Raw genomic sequence first — 17,739 nt, 5'->3', positions numbered from 1 at the left:
CCCGCGAGGCTCTTGTCAGTCGGGTTCGGGCAAAAGGTCCGGACGGGTGGCGATCCAGTTCCGCGCACCGGCGAAAACCGCGTCATAGACGGCCCGGCCGACGGCTTCGCCAATCGCGGTGTGCAGCCCGGCGAAACCGATCTCGCCCGGTGGGGTCGCAACGGCGATGCAGTCGGTTCCGGTGCCGGTCGCCGGGCCCTCGGGCAATTGCATTCCGGCGTCGATCACCGCCGCCGTGCGGGCTTGCGTGGCGATGGTTAGCGCTTCGATCTGGGCGGCTTCGGTCAGACCGGCGGAGCAATCAACCGCGATGTTGATCGTGCCGAAGCTGGCGGGATCGAAGCGCTGCCGGTAGCCGACGCGCTCGGCATTGGAAAGGCCGACCGTGGCCAGGCAATGAACCGTGACGCCCTCCAGCGCCGTGCAATGCAATTCGAAGGACGCGACATTCCGGGAAGTCAGCAACGCGGGTGCATCCGCCAGGCCAGCGGCTTCAAGGGTCTGCGCCAGCCACACTACCGGATCGCGCCCTTCCGGCAGGTCCTTGTTGCGGACCTCTCGGAAGACGATCCTCTCGGCGGTGACGAAACCGGGGCGGTTTATCGCCCAGCTCAACACCCTGCGCGGGCCGTCGAGGTCGGCGATCAGCCATGGCGCCTCGTGGCGGACCTTCATCTGCGCTCTCCTGACTGGGCGAGCGGCTGCAGCATCAGCCCCGCTTCCGTCTCCTGCCGCCAGGCGGTGATGCCGAAGACCGTTGCAAGACGGTCTGCCGAGAGAACGTCGGCGGGCCGGCCCTCGGCGACGAGGCGTCCGGATTGCATCATCGCCAGCCGAGTGCAGAACCGCGCCGCCAGCCCCAGATCGTGCAGGGAAACGACCACGCTTCGGCCCTCGGCGGCCAGCATGTTGAATGTCTCCATCGTGGCGATCTGATGGGCGGGGTCGAGTCCGGCGATGGGCTCGTCGGCCAGCAACAGGGGTGTTTCCTGTGCCAGCGCCCGCGCCAGAAGAACCCGCGCCTGCTCGCCGCCGGAAAGTTGGGTGGCGGTGCGGTTGCGGAAGCTGGCGAGGTTCATGCGCTTGAGCGCGCGGTCTATCGCCTCCCCGTCGGCGGGCCCACCCCGGGCATCATGGGGCACCCGGCCAAGGGCGACGAGGGTTTCCACCGACACGGGCCAGGCGATTTCCCGACCCTGCGGCAGCCAGGCGGCATGTTTGGCGCGTGCGGCGGGCACCATTTTTGCGAGCGACGCATGGCCTTCATGTGGCAGCAGCCCGAGGGCGGCGCGCATCAGCGATGTCTTGCCCGCGCCGTTCGGCCCGATGAGTCCAACGACCTCGCCCGGCTCCACCTGCAGCGAGACGGCGTCGACCACCGGGCAGCCGCCGCGCCTTACCGTCAGTCGATCGAGGGACATCAGGCTCATAGCTCCCCCCGCCGGGTCCGGTAGACGAGATGCAGGAAGAGCGGCGCGCCGACGATGGCGGTCAGGACGCCCAGTTTCAGGTCGCGTTCCGGCACGAGCAGTCGCACGGCGATGTCGGCGGCCAGCACCATGGCTGCGCCACCGAGTGCCGATGCCAGCAGCAGGCGGGAGGGCCGTGCACCGACCGCGCCGCGCAGAAGGTGCGGGACGACGAGACCGACGAAACCGACGGACCCGGCCACGGCCGTCGCCGCGCCGACAAGGGCAGCGACCCCGGCGACCAGCATCAGCCGCAGCCGGCCGAGCCGGGTGCCGAGCGCTTCGGCGGCATCCTCGCCCAGCGTGAGCGTGTCCAGCCCGCGCCCGAGCGGAAGAAGCAGCGCGGCGCCCAAGGCCATGAAGGGCAGTGCCAGCGCGACATGGAGGAAGGATCGGTCGGCGAGCGAGCCGAGCATCCAGAAGACGATTTCCGCTGCTGCGAATGGGTTGGGCGAGAGATTCAGCACCAGAGAGGTCAAGGCTCCGGCAAGTGCGGAGAGCGCGATGCCGGCGAGGATCAGCGAGAGCGAGCCGCCGCGTGGTCCCGCGAGCAGCAGGAGCAGGCCCACGGAGAGCGCCGCCCCGCCGAGCGCGGCCAGCGGCAGGGCGAGGGCAAACCCCGCGACAATCCCGGTCTGGATGGACAGCACCGCGCCAAGCGCAGCGGATCCGCTGACGCCGAGCAGGCCGGGTTCGGCCAGCGGGTTGCGCAGGTAGCCCTGCATCGCGGCCCCCGCCAGCCCGAGCGCGCCGCCGACCATGACGCCCAGGATGGCGCGCGGCAGGCGAATTTCGCGCATCACGAGGGTGATCGGCCCGTCCGCGCCAAAGATCAGCGCGTTGAGGCTGCGCAGGGGCGAAAGCCCCGCCGGTCCGACGAGAAGCGAGGTCAGAAACAGCGCCGTAACAAGCGCGGACAGCCCGATGATGAGGCCGCGATACCCGGTCATTCGGCACCGCCAAGTTGCGTCCGCGGCTGCGCAAGCCCGCCTATGGCGCGCAGAACATGCGGCGTACCACAGATCCAGTCGCGGTCGGTCAGCGGGGCAGTGCCAGCTTGCCGTTGCAATTCCCGCAGGGCGCTGTGTTGCAGGATCTCCTCAGCGCGGGAGGCGCCGGGCCACGTCGTCGGCAGCACCACCAGCTCCGGTTCCAGCATTACCAGCCGCTCCAGCGCAATCACGCCGCCGACGGTGAGGCCCGTTTCGGTCGCCACGTTGTCGAACCCGGCCGCTGCGAGGATCGCGCCCGACAGGCTGTCGGGGCCGGCGCTGTAGCCTCGCGCCTCGTAGATCGCGGCGCGCGGACGCTTCCCGTTTGGTTGTTCCAGCGCGGCAAGGCCCTTGTCGAACTCCGCCACCAGCGCCGCCGCTTCCGCTTCACGGCCAAGCAGGCCGCCCATCTGCGTTACCTTCGTACGGACATCTTCCAGCGAATAGGCCGGCGCGATGACCTCCACCCGGACGCCGAGGCGGCGCAGCATAGACAGGGTTGCCAGATCGGTAAAGGTTCCGGCAAGCACGAGATCGGGATTGTAGAGAAACACTTCCTCGGCGCGGACGCTGTTTGCCGGAAGCGTTCGGGCAAGCTCCGCCATGGAAGAGCTGCGTGCATCCTGCGACAGGCGGGAGACAGACGCGAGCTGCCCGGGCGCGGCGAGCATCAGCGCAAGCTGGTCCGTGCAGAGGTTGATTGACACCACCCGTTCCGGCGCGGCCTGTCCATCCCCGGCCCCGAGAAGGGCGAGGCCAAGACAGATGGCGATGAGAAACGGGTGGCGCATTGTCAGGGTGAGCTCAGAAGCTGGCTTTCAGACCGGCATAGAACTTTCGGCCCGGTGCTGCATAGCCGTAGATTTCCTCGTATTCCTCGTCCAACAGGTTGTCGATCCGCGCGGTCAGGGTCACGCGGTCGTTGAACCGGTGTTGGGCGGTCACGTTCACCACGGTGAAATCGTCCAGCTTCACGCGGTCTTCGCCGAAGGAAGGCGTGGTGTAGTCGAAGTCCCAGAGCCCCGAGACATGCCGCAGATCCGCGCCGAGCAGCGTCTGATCATTGGGCAGCAGGTAGCTTGCTCGCAGCGCCAATTCGCGCTCCGGCCGGCGCACTTCAATGCCGCCATCGGGGTCTGTCGCGTCGAGCCAAGTGAAATCGCCGCCAAGGGTGAAACCGTTGCCGAAGGTGTAATCCGCCGAGAGTTCGACTCCTTTGCGGTCGCTCGTGCCGTCCTCGTTATAGGCGGTCGAAATCCCGGTGGCGACGTCATAGGCGGTGGAAATCTCGTCGGTGACCTCGGAGCGGAAATAGGTGAGGTCGACCACCAGCGCATCGTTCAGGAAACGCTGTTCGATTCCGACATCCCAGCCGCGGCTCTTCTCCGGCTCCAAGGCTTCGTTGCCGATCCACATGCCGGGGTTATAGCCGAACTGCTCGTACATGGTCGGGTTCTGAACACCGGTGCCGGCGGAGGCGTGCAGCCGGGTCAGCCCGTTGGGCAGGGCGTAGGAGAGGCCCAGCGACCAGGTGCTGGCGTCTTCGAACGCGTCATTGTCGTCGTAGCGCCCGGTGGCTTGCACCGTCAGCGCATCATCGAGGAAGCTACCGCGATATTCCAGCACGTAGCCGATCAACTCGCGTGAACGCTCGCCCAGCATCGCGTCGTCATAGACGAGGTCGGCATCGTTATTCTCGAAGGTCTCTTCCTTGCGTTCGATCAGCAAGCTGGCCACCTGCGCCGAGCTTTGCACCTCGGCGCCATCGAGCGAGACGCTGCCGCGATAGCTCAGCCGCGTGCGGGTGGTGGTGTAATCGGCGGTCGCATCGCCATCGAGCCAATCCTGGCTGTCCAGCTTGCCCCGGCTATAGGTGATCTCGCTGCGGAAGCGGCCGTCCCAGGCGTCCAGCGTGGCGAAGACGGAGCCGAAAGTGTCGGTGCTGTCTGCCTCGTAATCGGCATCGGTCACAAGGTCTTCGCGGCTCGCCGCACCCCAGTTGAACGCATCGTATTCGGAGCTGTTCTCGGTGTGGCGCAGGGAGAAGCCGATCATGGCCATGTCGTTCAGGTCGAACTCGCCGCGTGCGTTGAGCGCGGTCTTGGCATAGCCATCCCGCTCGCCATCGCTGCCGGAGACGTCATAGCCCTCGCTGACCCGGCGCGCGGCCGAGAAGGACAGGCGGGTACGCTCGTCGCTGTAGCGAAGCGCCATCCCGCCGCCGGCGGTCTGCTCGGTGCCAAGTTCGGCATTGGCCGATCCGTGGAAGCCGGGTTCGGTCGCCTTGCGGGTGACGATATTGATCACGCCGCCGATCGCATTGGAGCCATAGATGGAGGATTGCGGGCCGCGCAGCACTTCGATCCGTTCGATGTCGTCGGCCAGCATGTCGCCGAAATCGAAGGCGCCGGTGGTCGGGTCGGAAACATCGATGCCGTCGACCAGCACCAGCGAATGATTGCTCTCGGTTCCGCGCATCCGCACCACCGTGCTGGAGGCCGGGCCACCGGAGGGGCTGACCGAAACGCCGGGCAGGGCACGCAGTGCCTGGGCTACGTGGCGGATCTGGCGTTCTTCGAGGTCCTCGGCGGTGACCACGCTGACGGCGCGGCCATAGCGGGAGGCTTCGACCGGCGTCAGGCCGGCGCCGACGATAATCTCGTCGAGTTGGAACGGTTCGCTATCCTGGGCGAAGGCGGATCCGGCGGCCAGGAGAGTGGCGCCAAAGGCGAGAAGGGAAGTCTTCATTTCATACCCCATGCGACAGGCCACGTATTCGTGGCCGCGTCATATCAAGAAATGTCTTTGGTCGGGGTCCCCCGGCCGCGGACGGCTGCAACGCCACCACAACGGAAAGGGTCCGCCGCTCTCCACGCGCCCCGCGCGGGAACCGGGTTGGCTGCTCTGGCAGGTCTCCTGACTCGTGGGTCCTAGCGGGTCGCCGGCCTTCCCGCGGAATATCCACAGTGGCCCGTCGGCGCCGCTCTCCACCTACAGTTGCGGGGGCAGTCGCGGATTTGACGCGCGAGTGGCGCCGTACCACGTTCCCTTTTGCCGGGCAGCGAGGCCACCCGAACCAGAGCGCCCCTTCTGTGCAGATTCCCTGCAGGGGCCAAGCAGGTTCTGTGTGGAATGTGGAGAGTAGGCCGCCCTGTGGTCGACTCGCAACAAGTAGGCGGCATGACGTACCAGCGTTGGAATGCAGAGTTTCAGCGGGTGAAGCGAAGCGGAACCGTGAAGCTGTATCGCTGATCCGCGAGGCCTCGGGGAGCAGGCGCGAAGGGGGCGGCCCGGCGGACAGCATCGAGCGCGGCAGCGTCGAGGATCGCGTTGCCGGAACTGCGGGCGATCCGCACGCTCTGCAATCGTCCATCCCGCCCGACGCTCAGCGCAACGGTTGCTGTGCCCGCTGCCCGGCCAGCCGCGGTGGGATATCGTTTATTACGGGCGATACGGGCACGGATCCCGCCGCCCCAGCGGGCCACGAGGTTGCGGGCCTTCGCTTCGGACAGGTCGCCAGTGCCGGGGGATTTCGCAGCGCCCGCTGCGTTGCCTGCCCCGCTTCCGGCGGCACGCGTGGCAGGGGAAGGCGTTACGGCGGGCTTCGGGGGCGTAGCAGGCGATCTCGTTTGCTGGGTGGTGGGCACGGTATTTTGTGGGCGCGCCATCGGACGCGGAGACGCCTCAAGGACGGTCCCGGTTTCGGGGGGCGTCATGCGCTCTGGCGGTTGCGGCGCGGCAAAGGCTGTTTCCGGTGGCGGGCTGGACGAAAGAGCTGCCGGTCGGGGCGTGTCGGGGGCCGAATTCGGGACGGTTTCGGCAAGGCGGATGGGCGACGCTTCCGACAGGTTTTGCACCTCCGACAGCACCGGAAGAGACGGCGCGGGCGGAAGAGGCGCAGGGCCGGCCGGCTGGCGCGGATACGCCCCGGCGGCGGCGGGCGTCGGGGCCGGCGGGGGCGGAGTGCCTTGGGCAGGAGGCACCGTTTCAAACGGTATGTTGGCGGGCAGGCTCGAAGGGGGGGGCTCCGGCCGGGTTGCCTGCGTGGGGGTGGTTAGCTCCGGCGGTTTGTCCCAGGCCGCGACCAGGGCGGTGAGGTCTGACGAAGCGGCCTGCATGGCAATGATGGAAGCGCCACCATCGCCACCGGTGCCCGCGTCGCCACCCTCCCGGCCGAAACCGAATGGCAGCAGGTGCACGAGGAGCGCCATGCCGAGGAAGGCCGGCAATTCCAGCCAGCGGCTCATTTCGCCACCGTGACCAGCGAGAGATCCTGTACGCCGAGGGCGCGCAGCCTGGGAAGCAGCGCCGCGACGGTGGCGCCGGGCACCGCGCGGTCGGCGCGCAGCAGCAGGTCGCGCGGCGCGTCCTCCGCCTTCAGGGCGTCCGCCAGGGCTGCCAGTGCGTCTTCCCCCATCCTGTCGCGGAAGGCGAGCTGACTATCGGCAGAGAGGAAAAGCACAAGCGCGGTGTCCGCCGGATCGGATTCCGCGGCCTCCGGCACGGTCACGTCGAGCGGATCGGGCGGCGTCAGCTGTGCCACCAGCATGAAGAAGATCAGCAGCAGGAACACCACGTTGATCATCGGCAGGATGCTTTCGAAATGCGGCCGCTGTGGCGGTTCCGGGATCCGCATCCTACTCGACCATCACGAAGCGCTCGAAACCGCCGGCCCGCAGCAGTTCTATCGCGTCGATGACCCGTTGTAGCTCCGCGCCGTCCTGTGCCCGCAGAACGATCGCGTCCTGCGGGGTGCTGGCCAGTGTCGAAAGCCGGGATGCAAGTTCCGCCTCGGCAACCGGCACACCGTTGAGCTCCAGCCCGTCCGGCCGGATATCGACCAGCCGGGGCGGGCCTGAATAGCCACCCGCTCCGCTGCCGGCCAGCTCCAGCGGCAGGATCATGTCGGTGCCGAAGCGCGAGGCCAGCATGAAGAAGACCAGCAGCAAGAAGACGACATCGATCATCGGCGTGAGATTGGGACGCCGTGGGCGGGTGGGCGGTCCGAAGGAAAAGCTCATTCGGCGGCCTCCACGCGGTCCTCCGCTGGCGGGGTCTTGTCACTGCCAGCCCGAAGGAAAATGACCGTCGCGATATCCTCCATATCGTGGCGCAGCCGCTCCAGCACACTTTCGAACCAGGCAAGGCAGACCGAGGCGACGATCGCCACCGCCATGCCGGCCGCCGTCGTCAGCAGCGCCTCCCAGATCCCGCCCGCGAGGATGGCCGGATCGGCCCGGCTGCCGGCCTGTTGCAAGGATTGGAAGGCCGCGATCATGCCGAGCACCGTGCCCAGCAGGCCCAGCAGCGGCGCAATGGTTGCAATCAGCTCCAACGCGCGCAGCCCGGAGCGGGCTTCGCTGAGCAGGCCGCGCGCGACGCGGCTCGTCTCTGTCTCCGCGGCGGCGATGCCGAGCTTGGGGTCGCGCAGGGCCTGCATCGCCGCGAGCGCCAGCCGCGCCCGCAGGGAGTTTCGTCCCTCGACCATCGCCAGCGCCGCCTCCTGCTCGCCGCGCTGCCACAGCAGCGCAGCCTCGCCTGTGTGGCGGCCGCCAAAGAAGGTGCCGTCGCGCAAAAAATGCCAGATCTTCCAGAATACCAGCGTCAGCGCCACCACCGAGAGCGCTGCGATCACCCAGATCGCGATGCCGCCCTTGTCGAGCAGGTTGCCGAGGCCTGCCGCCGCCTCGCGGGCAGAGAAACCGAATTGGGTGTTGTCCATGTCCATGTCGTCAGAGCTCCGGCCGAGGCGCCCCGCCCCGGGTTAGGGTTACAACCCGATGGCAGGTCTCCTGACTCGCGGAGGGTATCGGCACCGGCATTCCCGCGGGGCTCCGCAGTGGCAATTTCGGCGCCGTTTTCCGCCTACAGTTGCGGAGGCAGTCCCGGATTGGGCACCAGAGGCGCCGCACCGAGTTCCCTTTTCATCCCGATCCCGACCGGGGCCGGCGGGAAACCATCCCGTCGCCCCTATCAAATGCCGCCGCCAGTTTCCAGAGACTCGCGTTGCCAGAGGCTGGTACCTGCCGCGCAACCGCCGGATTGGGCGCGTTTTGCAGCTCCTCAGTCGCTATAAGAGCAACAAGACGATTAGTTGCGGCGCGAAGATCCTCAGCCCCATGACCAGCGGGTAGACCGTAGCATAGGCAATGGAGGCCGCCGAAGCCGGGCTTTGGGCATTGGCAAAGGCAAGTGCGGGCGGATCGGTCATCGAGCCGGAGAGAACGCCGCAAAGCGACAGGTAGTTGAACCGGAAGACAACGCGCGCCACGAAGCCGACCACCAGCAGCGGGATCAGCGTGATCAACGCGCCATAGGCAACCCAGGCCAGCCCGTCCCCGTTCAGGAGCGTGTCCAGGAACCGGCTGCCGGCCTTGATCCCGACCACGGCAAGGAACAGGATGATTCCGAACTCGCGCAGGGCATGGTTGGCGACCGGCGGCATGAACCACATGAACGGTCCCCAATGGCCGAGCCGGCCGAGCAGGATCGCCACGATGAGCGGACCGCCCGCCAGTCCGAGCTTAAGCGGCGCCGGAAGGCCGGGCATCGCCAATGGAATCGAACCTAGCAGGACGCCGAGCGCCATGCCGACGAAGAGGCCCGGAAAGTCCACCTCGTCGAGCCGCTTTGACTGGTCACCCAGCATGGCGCGGGTTTCGGTGATGGCCTCCGCGCTGCCGACAACGGTCAGGATGTCGCCGAATTCCAGCGTGCTGTCGGCCTGCACCGGGATCTCCACTCCCGCCCGCATGATGCGCGAAATCGTGGCGCCATGGCTTTCCGTGATGCCGAGAGAGCGCAGCCGGTGACCGATCACCTTGCGTTCGGTGACGACCATCCGGGCCCAGCTCAGTCGCGTTCCCTTGGTCGTCAACTCGGCATCCGTCGCTTCGCCGAGCACGATCCGCATCGCGTTGAGTTTTTCGCTCGTGCCCACGAGGTGGAGCATGTCGCCTGTCTGAACCAGCGTGTCGCGCCGGGGCAGGATCAACTCTCCGTCCTTCTTCATGCGGGAGGCAACGACGCCCTCGTCGAAGAGGCCCGGCACCTCGCCCAAGCGAAGCCCGTCCAGATTGGCGTTGCGGATCACGACATTGAGCGAGGGCAGGGCGCTCGCGCCCTTGCGGATCGCGGTCTCGTAGGCTTCTTCCTCGGCCTTGATGTCGACACGGGTCACGAAACGGATCAACAACATGGTCAGCAGGATGCCGACGATGCCGAACGGGTAGGCGACCGCATAGCCGAGCGATGGCATCGCCTCGGCTTCGACCCCCGCGCCGAGATCGTTCAACGCCTGGGTCGCGGCGCCAAGGCCCGGTGTATTGGTCACGGCACCCGACATGACACCCACGAGGGCAGGGACCGGCACGCCAAATGCAAAATGGATCGCCACCGTGACCGCAACGCCGAGAATGACGATGCAGGCCGCGGCGATGTTGAGCTGCAGCCCGCTCTTGCGCAGGGAGGCGAAGAAGCCGGGGCCGACCTGGATGCCGATAGTGAAGACGAAGAGGATCAGGCCGAACTCCCGGATGAATTCCATCATCTCGTCACTGAAATGCAGGCCGCCGCGAGTTGCGAGATCACCAACCGCGATGCCCGCGAACAGCACGCCCCCGATACCGAGCCCAACACCGCGAAAACTCTGTCGCCCGAGCAGGAGCCCGAGCGACGCAGCGATGGAGATCGCAATCACCGTCAAAGCCACTTCGTTGAGGCTTGGGATCAATGACATTTGGTTGTCCTTTGATACTCTTGTCCGGCGAGGGATCCGCCGCATTCTCTTTATGCCTTTCCCTGCGGCAGGGCCACGATGAAGAGATAACAGGTCGGAGGGGGAGGCAGAAGCTGGCCGAGTGCCTACACAGCGAAGCGGTTCGGAAAACGCTTCCTGCCGAGACGTCGATTCATGGAGAAATGCTGCTGTCGGAGACAGGAAGGTCCACGGGGGGACTTCGCGGCGATCTCAACTGAACGCACGCTCTTTTCCGCTCTTGCCACCTTCAAAACGGGTAGTTCTTGCCCGCGCCGCACCTCGGTAGCCCCATCACGGTCATTCACTTGACCGGAGCGTCCATGCGGCCTGTGTCCGTGGAGCGCGTACGCTCTCTCTCGCCAATAATCGCTCGACATCCGGTCGGGACGGCGACTTCAGCTGACTATGATTTGTTTCGTTTCATGAGTGCCCAGGTGCTGGTGCATCCAAGATAAACAGTCTCCTCCTTCGTTGAAGGAACAGAGAAGACCTGTTGTTTTTCGGATGATTGGTGCGGTCGAGACGCACCATAGGTCTCCGGCGATCCCCCAGAAAAACATCGTCATAATGCCAATGATACAAGGATCTTCTGGCCTTCCGTCGACCACCATGAAATACCGTGGACAACTACGGATTGGGTGCGGATTGGCCTCCTTTTTGGCCTCCTCATGGAAAGGAAAACGCAATGAATCTGACCGACCCCAAGATCCGCCGCCTGAAGGATGGTGAGCACATGGACGGGCGCGGCCTCTATCTGCGTGTCAGGGGCGACGCCAAACTCTGGATGTGGCGCTACTCGCTGCACGGGAGGCGGCAGCGCATGAGCCTCGGCAGCTATCCCGCAGTCAGCCTCTTGAAGGCGCGCCAGAAGCGCGACGAAGCCGCCGCCTTGGTGGCTGCGGGATCGGACCCCACCGAAGCGCGCGAGGCTCGTGGCAGGCTCACCCTCGCCGATGTGATCGACTTGACCTTCGAGGCTCGCAAGGCTGGGCTGAAGGGAGACGGCACGGCCGGGCGCTGGATGTCGCCCCTCAAGGTCCACGTCCTGCCGAAGCTCGGCCACCGAGACGTCGAGAGCATCACGCAGGCCGACGTTGCCGAGACGCTCCGGCCCGTCTGGCGGACCAAGACCAGCGCCAGCGAGAAGGCGATCCAGAGGCTTGGCCAAGCCCTGCGCCATGCAGAAGCTGCGGGATACGACGTCGATCCGCGCGTAATCGACCGGGCCAAGGTGATGCTCGGCGATCAAGGCCACAGGGTGACGCACCACCCGGCGATGCCGTGGCAGGATCTGCCGGAGTTCTTCGCCAGCCTCGGCGACAAGGCGGGTGATCGAGCGCTGAAGTTCCTGATCTTGACAGCCTCCAGATCGACGCCGGTCCGCCACGCCCACGCCGACCAGATTGAGGACGATGTCTGGACCGTTCCCGCCGAACTGATGAAGGCACGGAAGACGAAGGCACAGGAGTTTCGTGTGCCACTTGCACTGGCGGCCTTGGAACTTGTCCGGGAAGACGGCCTCCTTTTCCCCGGTCAGGGCGGCAAGGTGATGTCGGACATGACTCTGACGGCAGTCCTCCGGCGGCGCGGGCAGCCTTTCGTGCCGCACGGCTTCAGGAGTTCTTTCCGGGACTGGAGCATCGACAACGGGGCGGACGGCTACGTCGCCGAGATGGTTCTGGCCCACGCGGTCGGATCGAAGGCCCAGCAGGCTTATGCCCGCTCCTCGGCCTTCGAGCGCCGCCGCGCCCTGATGCACCGCTGGGCTGATTTCGTCACCGGACAGGCCGGGGCCAACGTGGTGCAGATCCCGGGCTGACCCGAACGCCAAGAGCTGCCCTTCAGGGCGGCTTTTTGTTGTGTGAAAATATGCTGTTTCCATCCCCCGTTGCCTTTGTTATCGTCCATGGAAATCCGCAGACGCTCGGAGCGTGTGAGGCGAAAGCCAACAAAACCGGGGGAGCAGAGCGGTATCACTGACGATGAACTGTAGCAACGCGCCCCGAAGCAGCCATTGGCGGGTAGCAGTGAACCAGCTCTCAGGTCGCGGTGATCTGGCAAGACGCATCCCTCGACCGAGGGCATGGCCGGATCGCGACGTGTCAGATCACCCTACCACTAGAGCCATGCCCCAGCGCCCAAGGAGGCGCATCCGGGATGAGAAAGAAGCCTCAGCCGCTGACGCAGGCAGAGTTTGACGCCCTCGACGACAGTCAGCTTCTCCGCACGAACCAGTTTGTATCGACCGTCAATCATGCTGGTCCGTACCCTTATGGCCGTTCCCACTGGTGGGCACGGGTTCAACAGGGGGCGTTCGCTCCCCCCAAGCACCGCCCCGGTCGCAGCAAGGCGACTGACCCGTGCTTCTGGACGAAGGCCGATGTGCACGCCGCCATCGCCACCTTGGAGAAAGCGGACGCCGCTTGATGAAGTGAAGTCGCCCCTCCACCGGCGACGGACCGGAGAGGGGCGGAGATCGTTCGGGCAGCAAGCAAGTCAACCTACGTGCCGTTAGGAAACGGCAAGAAAAGGATACCCATCCCGGCGATCTCCAGCAACTGGAGAGATCCAATGAAATACATAGAAGACCTTTTCAACAAGCCCGGCGCGAAAGTCTCGGTCCACCCAGATCTGAATGAGGCGGAACTGGGTTCGCTGCGCCGTCAGATATTCCAGAACGATCCGAAAGCCTCGAAGTCGGGCGGCACGACCGTCGCAACGTTTACAAGTTGGCACGAGGCTCTGCACGCCGGTCACCCCGCAGCGGGTACCTTGCTCGACGAAATGACTAAGGGAACCTGTAAGTGTTTGCGATGCGGTGGGAAGATCGGTGCGGGCAGGGTGCTGCCCGACCTTGTACTAGTGCGATCAACCGCCAAGCCCAAGTTGAGTAAGAATGGTCGCCTGCGCGGTTGGAAAGATGAAACAGCCCGGGTTGCTGTTATTTCCGACGAGTGCCGACGCAAGCACGGATTGGAGGGTATCGGCGCTTGGGTCGCCGAAAACCTCTTGCCGGGCGTCAAGGTCCGGAGGACGGTGGGATGACGACAGAAAATCCATTCGTCCGGCTCGAAAGGCAGATGAGAGGAGAGCACCCAACAGCTTCTGGGCTATTTGACCGTGACTACGTGAAAGCGACTGTAACGAAAATCGCGGAGGAAGCGGGTACCGCTTATGATCATCCAGATGAGAATTGGCGAGCCCGTATTACCATCGAACTGGAAAAGAAAGGTTTGGACGCTCGTTGGGATCCCGCCGGATCGCTCATCGTTCCTGTCCCAACCAAGTCAATCCCAGACGAAAAGCCGGTTAAGTATCTCCACAACCCGAGTAACACGGAGCTAGCGCTGAACTCGGCAAACGAAGCCGCTCTAGAACGTGACCTGAATGCTGCCCGGCAGGAGGCCATCGCGTCCGGCGAGGTTTTTCTAGTAGGCAGTGCAATTGGCCTTCTCAAGGTTAAACGGGGCGCGGAGACCGCTAACGCGGTTCTTGAGGACATTTGGGTGATCGAAGATGTTCTTATGGAAAGTGGCTTTTCCGTCACCTACGGAGAGCCCGGCTCCGGCAAGTCGGCGGCGACGCTGTCGATGGCCTTGCACATCGCTGCAGGCCGCGAGTGGAACGGTAAGATGGTCGAGCCGGGCGTGGTGATCTACGCGGCGTTGGAAGGGTCTAGGATGTTTTCCAACCGGGTGGCGGCTGCGAAGAAAGTGCTCGACCTGTCGGACGATGACCTACAAAGTTTCGCGACGATCAACACTACGATCGACCTCAGGAGCAACGATCAGTACCGCAAGAAGATTGGCGAACTGGCAAAGGTCCTTTCCAAAGACGTCGAAAAGCCAGTCAGGCTGATCGTGATCGACACTTTGAACCGATCTTTTAACGGTGGAAACGAGAACAGCCCCGAAGACATGGGGGCACTGATAGATAACATCGTCGAATTGATCGAACAGGTGGGCTGCTGCGTTGTTCTCGTTCATCATTCCGGCAAGGATGCGGCAAGAGGGATGCGCGGACATTCCAGCCTGCTCGGCGCGCTGGACACTGAGATCAGGATCGAGCGCGGGGAAGCTGGTCGCACGATTACTGTAACGAAGCAGCGGGAGGGTGAGGACGGAGAGCAGTTTGCATTTCGTACCACCGCCGTCGAACTCGGCCAGACACCGAAAGGAAAAGTGGTGAAGGCGGTCGTCGCGGTCCCTGCCGACTTGCAGGAAGTAAAGACCGCGAATGCAACTGCCAGCAAGAAAAAGCGCCTCGGTGGTAACCAGCAGGTGGTGATGGAGAGTTTTCAGATCTTGGCGGCAGAGCCCGATGCAAAGAAGAACCCTTCCGGGAAGGGATGGCCAGAACCGGGGCGCTTCACTATCGTTGGATTTTCCGATCTCCGGGAAATGGCGAAGGGCAAGATGGACCCGCCCGAGAATGGCGAAAAGGATCGACGCGCGGGAAAGATCAGGGAAGCGGTAAACCGGCTGGTCGAAAAAGGTCTCTTGTGCATGAATAATCAGTTCCTTTGGAACCCGAAGAACCCAAGGGACAGCTCGTAGGGACGGGACCGGTTTGACCGGTCCCTATAAGGAGACCGGGTCAAAACCGTCCTTCCGGCCCGCCCTACTTAAGCCGGACCCGTCGGAACTGGTTTGACCTTAATCGGCCTAAACCGGGTCAAAACCGTCCCCAACTTCACCCACGCCAAGGCCTCGGCAACCTCGGGCATCACGTCCTGCCGCAGATGAACCGCGCCGCCAGTCCTTCACCAATCAACGTGTCGCCCACATCGACGCCATCAAGACCAACAACCATCACACCGTCGCGGCGGCCGGCTGACTGCGCTTTCCTGCCGCTGAGGCGCGAGTACCGCGTCGCTGGTGCGGAAACAGACCGGCCCCAGACCGGACGTCTAAGAATTGGCGCCGAACGGCGGCGAGGAACCCAAACGAGCCCCCTCAGGGTTCCGCTGCGCGCGCACGCAGAAGGCTACATTCAGTTCGAGCAGAGATCCTGCCGGTGCGTCGCGGCGAGCGCAGCCAGCATATAAATCGATTGCGATATGTGGCAGGCTGCTCAGGTGTGCGATTACAAAGAACTGGGAGGGACACATGACAATTCGTACGACTTCAGGGCGCGCGCGCCGCTACGACAGCGTTCTGGACACCGTTGGCGATACACCGTGCATACGCATTAATAACATCGCGCCTAAGCAAGTTACCGTCTATGTGAAGTTCGAGGCCTTCAATCCGGCCGGATCGGTGAAGGATCGCCTCGCCCTGAATATCATCGAGGCCGCCGAACAAGACGGACGACTGAAGCCCGGACAGACTGTTGTTGAGGCCACATCGGGCAATACCGGTATCGGCCTCGCCATGGTTTGCGCGGCCAAAGGCTATCCCCTTGTCGTGACCATGGCAGACAGTTTCTCGGTGGAGCGGCGGAAGCTAATGCGATTTCTCGGTGCGAAAGTCGTTCTCACGCCGAGGGCCCAGAAGGGTTTCGGTATGTACAACAAGGCCAAGGAACTCGCGGAGCAGAATGGTTGGTTCCTCGCCAGCCAGTTCGAGACGAAGGACAATGCAGACATTCATGAAGCTACGACCGCCCGAGAGATCCTTGGCGACTTCGAGGGCGAACGGCTCGACTACTGGATTACGGGCTACGGCACGGGCGGCACGGTCTCAGGCGTTGCCCGCGTACTTCGCAAAGAACGGCCCGAGACCAAGATCATCCTGACCGAACCAGCCAACGCGGCCATAGTCTCTTCAGGATACGTGAACACCCGCAATGACGCGCACCAGCCGACCGAGAGCCACCCAAAATTCGAGCCGCATCCGATCCAGGGATGGACGCCGGACTTCATTCCGTGGGTGCTGCAGGAGGCGATTGACAAGTCCTACTACGACGAACTCATCCCGATCCCCGGCGCCGATGGGATTGAGTGGTCCCGGCGCCTCGCCGCCAAGGAAGGCATCTTCACGGGCATCTCAGGAGGTTCGACCTTTGCGGTCGCGATGCAGCTCGCAGAGAAGGCGCCAGAAGGTTCAGTGATGCTCGTCATGTTGCCTGACACAGGCGAACGATATCTGTCGACACCTCTTTTTGAGGGGATCGAGGAGGACATGACGGACGAGGAAATAGAAATTTCCATGTCCAGCCCCACTGCTCAAATGCCCGCGGACTAAGAGCGTTGCCCTGATGGCGAGGTTAACGCCGTCGGAAGTGTGGCTGAACACATCTATTTCGATGGCGGAAATGTCCGGTTGTGAGACAGTCGGTGCCCGTGCGGCGAAAGTTCGGTTTGGATCTAGGCCAGGTTGACCCCGTTGAACAACCGGATTGGGGAGGAATTGTAGCATCGCGGCAATTCGTTCGCCGAACTACGCGATGAGCCTTGACGAAATTCGCTGCACGGGCATCAGGACAGAAAGTCCGCTCAAGCTACCTTAGCCCTGTGTGTCTCGAAGGTCCGGTTCCCAAGGTTCATTCTCCCCCTGACACTCGCCCCTAACCACGCTATTATGTCAGTATTGCTGCCCCTTTTGCGGCACACATAATGGCGACAAAGGCGACGCTATGACCAACGATACAACCAACGACAAACGCGGCCCCGACGGTCGCTTCCTGCCCGGCAATAGGCCCCCTCGGTCGCCCGGACGGCCCCCGGGGGCGAATGGCGTGAACGCGCGTGCTGCCCACCTCGCCAACGAGCGGCTGGAAGATTTTCTCGGAAAGGCCGCCGATGTCATCGATCGGGCTCTCGACGAGGGCGACCCTCACGTGGCTACATGGGTTATCGACCGGATCCGGCCGCCGAAGAACGCCGATTTCGTGCGGATTGAAATCCCCTCAGATCTCAACACCCCACAGGAGGCCGTGCAGGCCGCCAGAGAGGCCATCCTCGCCGCCGGCCGGGGGGGTGTGAGATCAGCATGAGCGAAGCACGCTCCTACGTGGCGCTCATCGAGCGTCTGGGCGGCATGCAGGGGTATCTGGAACTGGAGCGGCTACGGGAAGAAATCGAGAAATTGAAGGCGAACCGGGATCGGCCGGCGCTGCAGGTGCCGGAGGTTTCGCGGTTGCTGTGGGGACAGGGAAAGGTTGATCGGGAAGCTGGGTAGATTGCCCAGTTCTCGGCTGGTTCTGAAGTAGTTCAGCTTCCTGCGCATTGCGGATGAGGTGGATGGCTCCTGCTCCACCGGCATCGAACGTGCCAAAGTGCAGTTGTCATCGACTGCGAGGAAAGGAGCCATCCAATGACAGTAAAGACGGTGGGCCTGGATTTGGCCAAGGACGTTTTTCAGGTGCACTGCGTTTCGGCTACCGGGCGTAAGATCATCAACAAGAAAATCAAACGCGCGAAGCTGCTCGCCTTCTTCGAGACATTGCCACGCTGTGTGGTTGGAATGGAGGCTTGCGGTTCAGCCCATCACTGGGGTCGCGAACTGCGCAAGCTTGGCCATGATGTTCGGCTCATGCCGGCGGCCTATGTCAAACCTTATGTGAAGCACGGCAAGAC

Annotated in this window: 16 protein-coding genes, 1 pseudogene and 2 riboswitches; of the genes and pseudogenes, 7 read left to right on the top strand and 10 right to left on the bottom strand. The window is 63.9% G+C overall.

The annotated features are described in order from the left end of the window. Positions 1–15: 15 nt before the first annotated feature. The 10 genes from BLR85_RS16510 to BLR85_RS16465 all read right to left on the bottom strand — a co-directional run bounded on the left by BLR85_RS16510 (position 16) and on the right by BLR85_RS16465 (position 10,199). Complete coding sequence (locus tag BLR85_RS16510) at positions 16–675, bottom strand: adenosylcobinamide amidohydrolase (RefSeq protein WP_093158530.1); 660 nt, start codon at positions 673–675, stop codon at positions 16–18. After that, entirely contained in the window at positions 672–1,430 is a 759-nt protein-coding gene (locus BLR85_RS16505; RefSeq protein ID WP_093158525.1) for an ABC transporter ATP-binding protein, read from the bottom strand. Before BLR85_RS16505 ends, BLR85_RS16510 begins: the two co-directional genes overlap by 4 nt. After that, positions 1,427–2,419 (bottom strand): FecCD family ABC transporter permease, encoded by a 993-nt coding sequence (locus BLR85_RS16500; RefSeq protein ID WP_093158520.1) that lies wholly within the window; start codon positions 2,417–2,419, stop codon positions 1,427–1,429. The genes BLR85_RS16505 and BLR85_RS16500 overlap by 4 nt, the downstream gene beginning before the upstream one ends. Continuing rightward, positions 2,416–3,252, bottom strand: a complete 837-nt coding sequence (locus BLR85_RS16495) for an ABC transporter substrate-binding protein (protein WP_093158516.1) — start codon at positions 3,250–3,252, stop codon at positions 2,416–2,418. The genes BLR85_RS16500 and BLR85_RS16495 overlap by 4 nt, the downstream gene beginning before the upstream one ends. A gap of 13 nt (positions 3,253–3,265) precedes the next feature. Further along, positions 3,266–5,209, bottom strand: a complete 1,944-nt coding sequence (locus tag BLR85_RS16490) for a TonB-dependent receptor plug domain-containing protein (protein ID WP_170844605.1) — start codon at positions 5,207–5,209, stop codon at positions 3,266–3,268. 141 nt (positions 5,210–5,350) lie between these two features. Next, a riboswitch (cobalamin riboswitch) is annotated at positions 5,351–5,557 on the bottom strand. A 113-nt stretch (positions 5,558–5,670) separates the two neighbouring features. Continuing rightward, positions 5,671–6,708, bottom strand: coding sequence for a TonB family protein (locus tag BLR85_RS16485; RefSeq protein WP_093158507.1), 1,038 nt, complete (start codon positions 6,706–6,708; stop codon positions 5,671–5,673). Next, positions 6,705–7,097, bottom strand: coding sequence for an ExbD/TolR family protein (locus BLR85_RS16480; protein ID WP_093158502.1), 393 nt, complete (start codon positions 7,095–7,097; stop codon positions 6,705–6,707). Before BLR85_RS16480 ends, BLR85_RS16485 begins: the two co-directional genes overlap by 4 nt. Position 7,098: 1 nt before the next feature. Beyond that, complete coding sequence (locus BLR85_RS16475) at positions 7,099–7,482, bottom strand: ExbD/TolR family protein (protein ID WP_093158497.1); 384 nt, start codon at positions 7,480–7,482, stop codon at positions 7,099–7,101. Beyond that, complete coding sequence (locus BLR85_RS16470; RefSeq protein WP_244520756.1) at positions 7,479–8,183, bottom strand: MotA/TolQ/ExbB proton channel family protein; 705 nt, start codon at positions 8,181–8,183, stop codon at positions 7,479–7,481. Before BLR85_RS16470 ends, BLR85_RS16475 begins: the two co-directional genes overlap by 4 nt. A 43-nt stretch (positions 8,184–8,226) precedes the next feature. After that, positions 8,227–8,437: riboswitch (cobalamin riboswitch) on the bottom strand. Positions 8,438–8,531: 94 nt separating this feature from the next. Then, entirely contained in the window at positions 8,532–10,199 is a 1,668-nt protein-coding gene (locus tag BLR85_RS16465; RefSeq protein WP_093158488.1) for a putative transporter, read from the bottom strand. 706 nt (positions 10,200–10,905) lie between these two features. Between BLR85_RS16465 and BLR85_RS16460 the strand changes: the two genes are divergently transcribed. The 7 genes and pseudogenes from BLR85_RS16460 to BLR85_RS16425 form a co-directional block, all read left to right on the top strand. Then, entirely contained in the window at positions 10,906–12,039 is a 1,134-nt protein-coding gene (locus tag BLR85_RS16460) for a tyrosine-type recombinase/integrase (protein ID WP_093158484.1), read from the top strand. A 752-nt stretch (positions 12,040–12,791) separates the two neighbouring features. Further along, complete coding sequence (locus BLR85_RS16450; RefSeq protein ID WP_093158474.1) at positions 12,792–13,265, top strand: hypothetical protein; 474 nt, start codon at positions 12,792–12,794, stop codon at positions 13,263–13,265. After that, positions 13,262–14,776, top strand: coding sequence for a helicase RepA family protein (locus BLR85_RS16445; protein ID WP_093158469.1), 1,515 nt, complete (start codon positions 13,262–13,264; stop codon positions 14,774–14,776). The genes BLR85_RS16450 and BLR85_RS16445 overlap by 4 nt, the downstream gene beginning before the upstream one ends. A gap of 552 nt (positions 14,777–15,328) precedes the next feature. Next, positions 15,329–16,405 carry a PLP-dependent cysteine synthase family protein gene (locus tag BLR85_RS16440; protein WP_093158464.1) on the top strand — a complete coding sequence of 359 codons (1,077 nt, stop codon included), beginning with the start codon at positions 15,329–15,331 and terminating at the stop codon, positions 16,403–16,405. A gap of 391 nt (positions 16,406–16,796) precedes the next feature. Continuing rightward, positions 16,797–17,156: a hypothetical protein gene (locus BLR85_RS16435; protein ID WP_093158458.1), complete on the top strand. Its 360-nt coding sequence runs from the start codon at positions 16,797–16,799 to the stop codon at positions 17,154–17,156. Continuing rightward, on the top strand, positions 17,153–17,341 hold the full coding sequence (locus BLR85_RS16430) for a hypothetical protein (RefSeq protein ID WP_093158454.1): 189 nt from the start codon (positions 17,153–17,155) through the stop codon (positions 17,339–17,341). Before BLR85_RS16435 ends, BLR85_RS16430 begins: the two co-directional genes overlap by 4 nt. A 135-nt stretch (positions 17,342–17,476) precedes the next feature. Continuing rightward, a pseudogene (locus BLR85_RS16425) lies at positions 17,477–17,739 on the top strand (IS110 family transposase); the annotation flags it as partial.

It is taken from the genome of Aliiruegeria lutimaris (assembly GCF_900099935.1).
Lineage (GTDB): Bacteria > Pseudomonadota > Alphaproteobacteria > Rhodobacterales > Rhodobacteraceae > Tropicimonas > Tropicimonas lutimaris.
The sequence above is the reverse complement of the archived record's forward strand: the minus strand, read 5'-3'. Positions and strand labels throughout refer to the sequence as shown.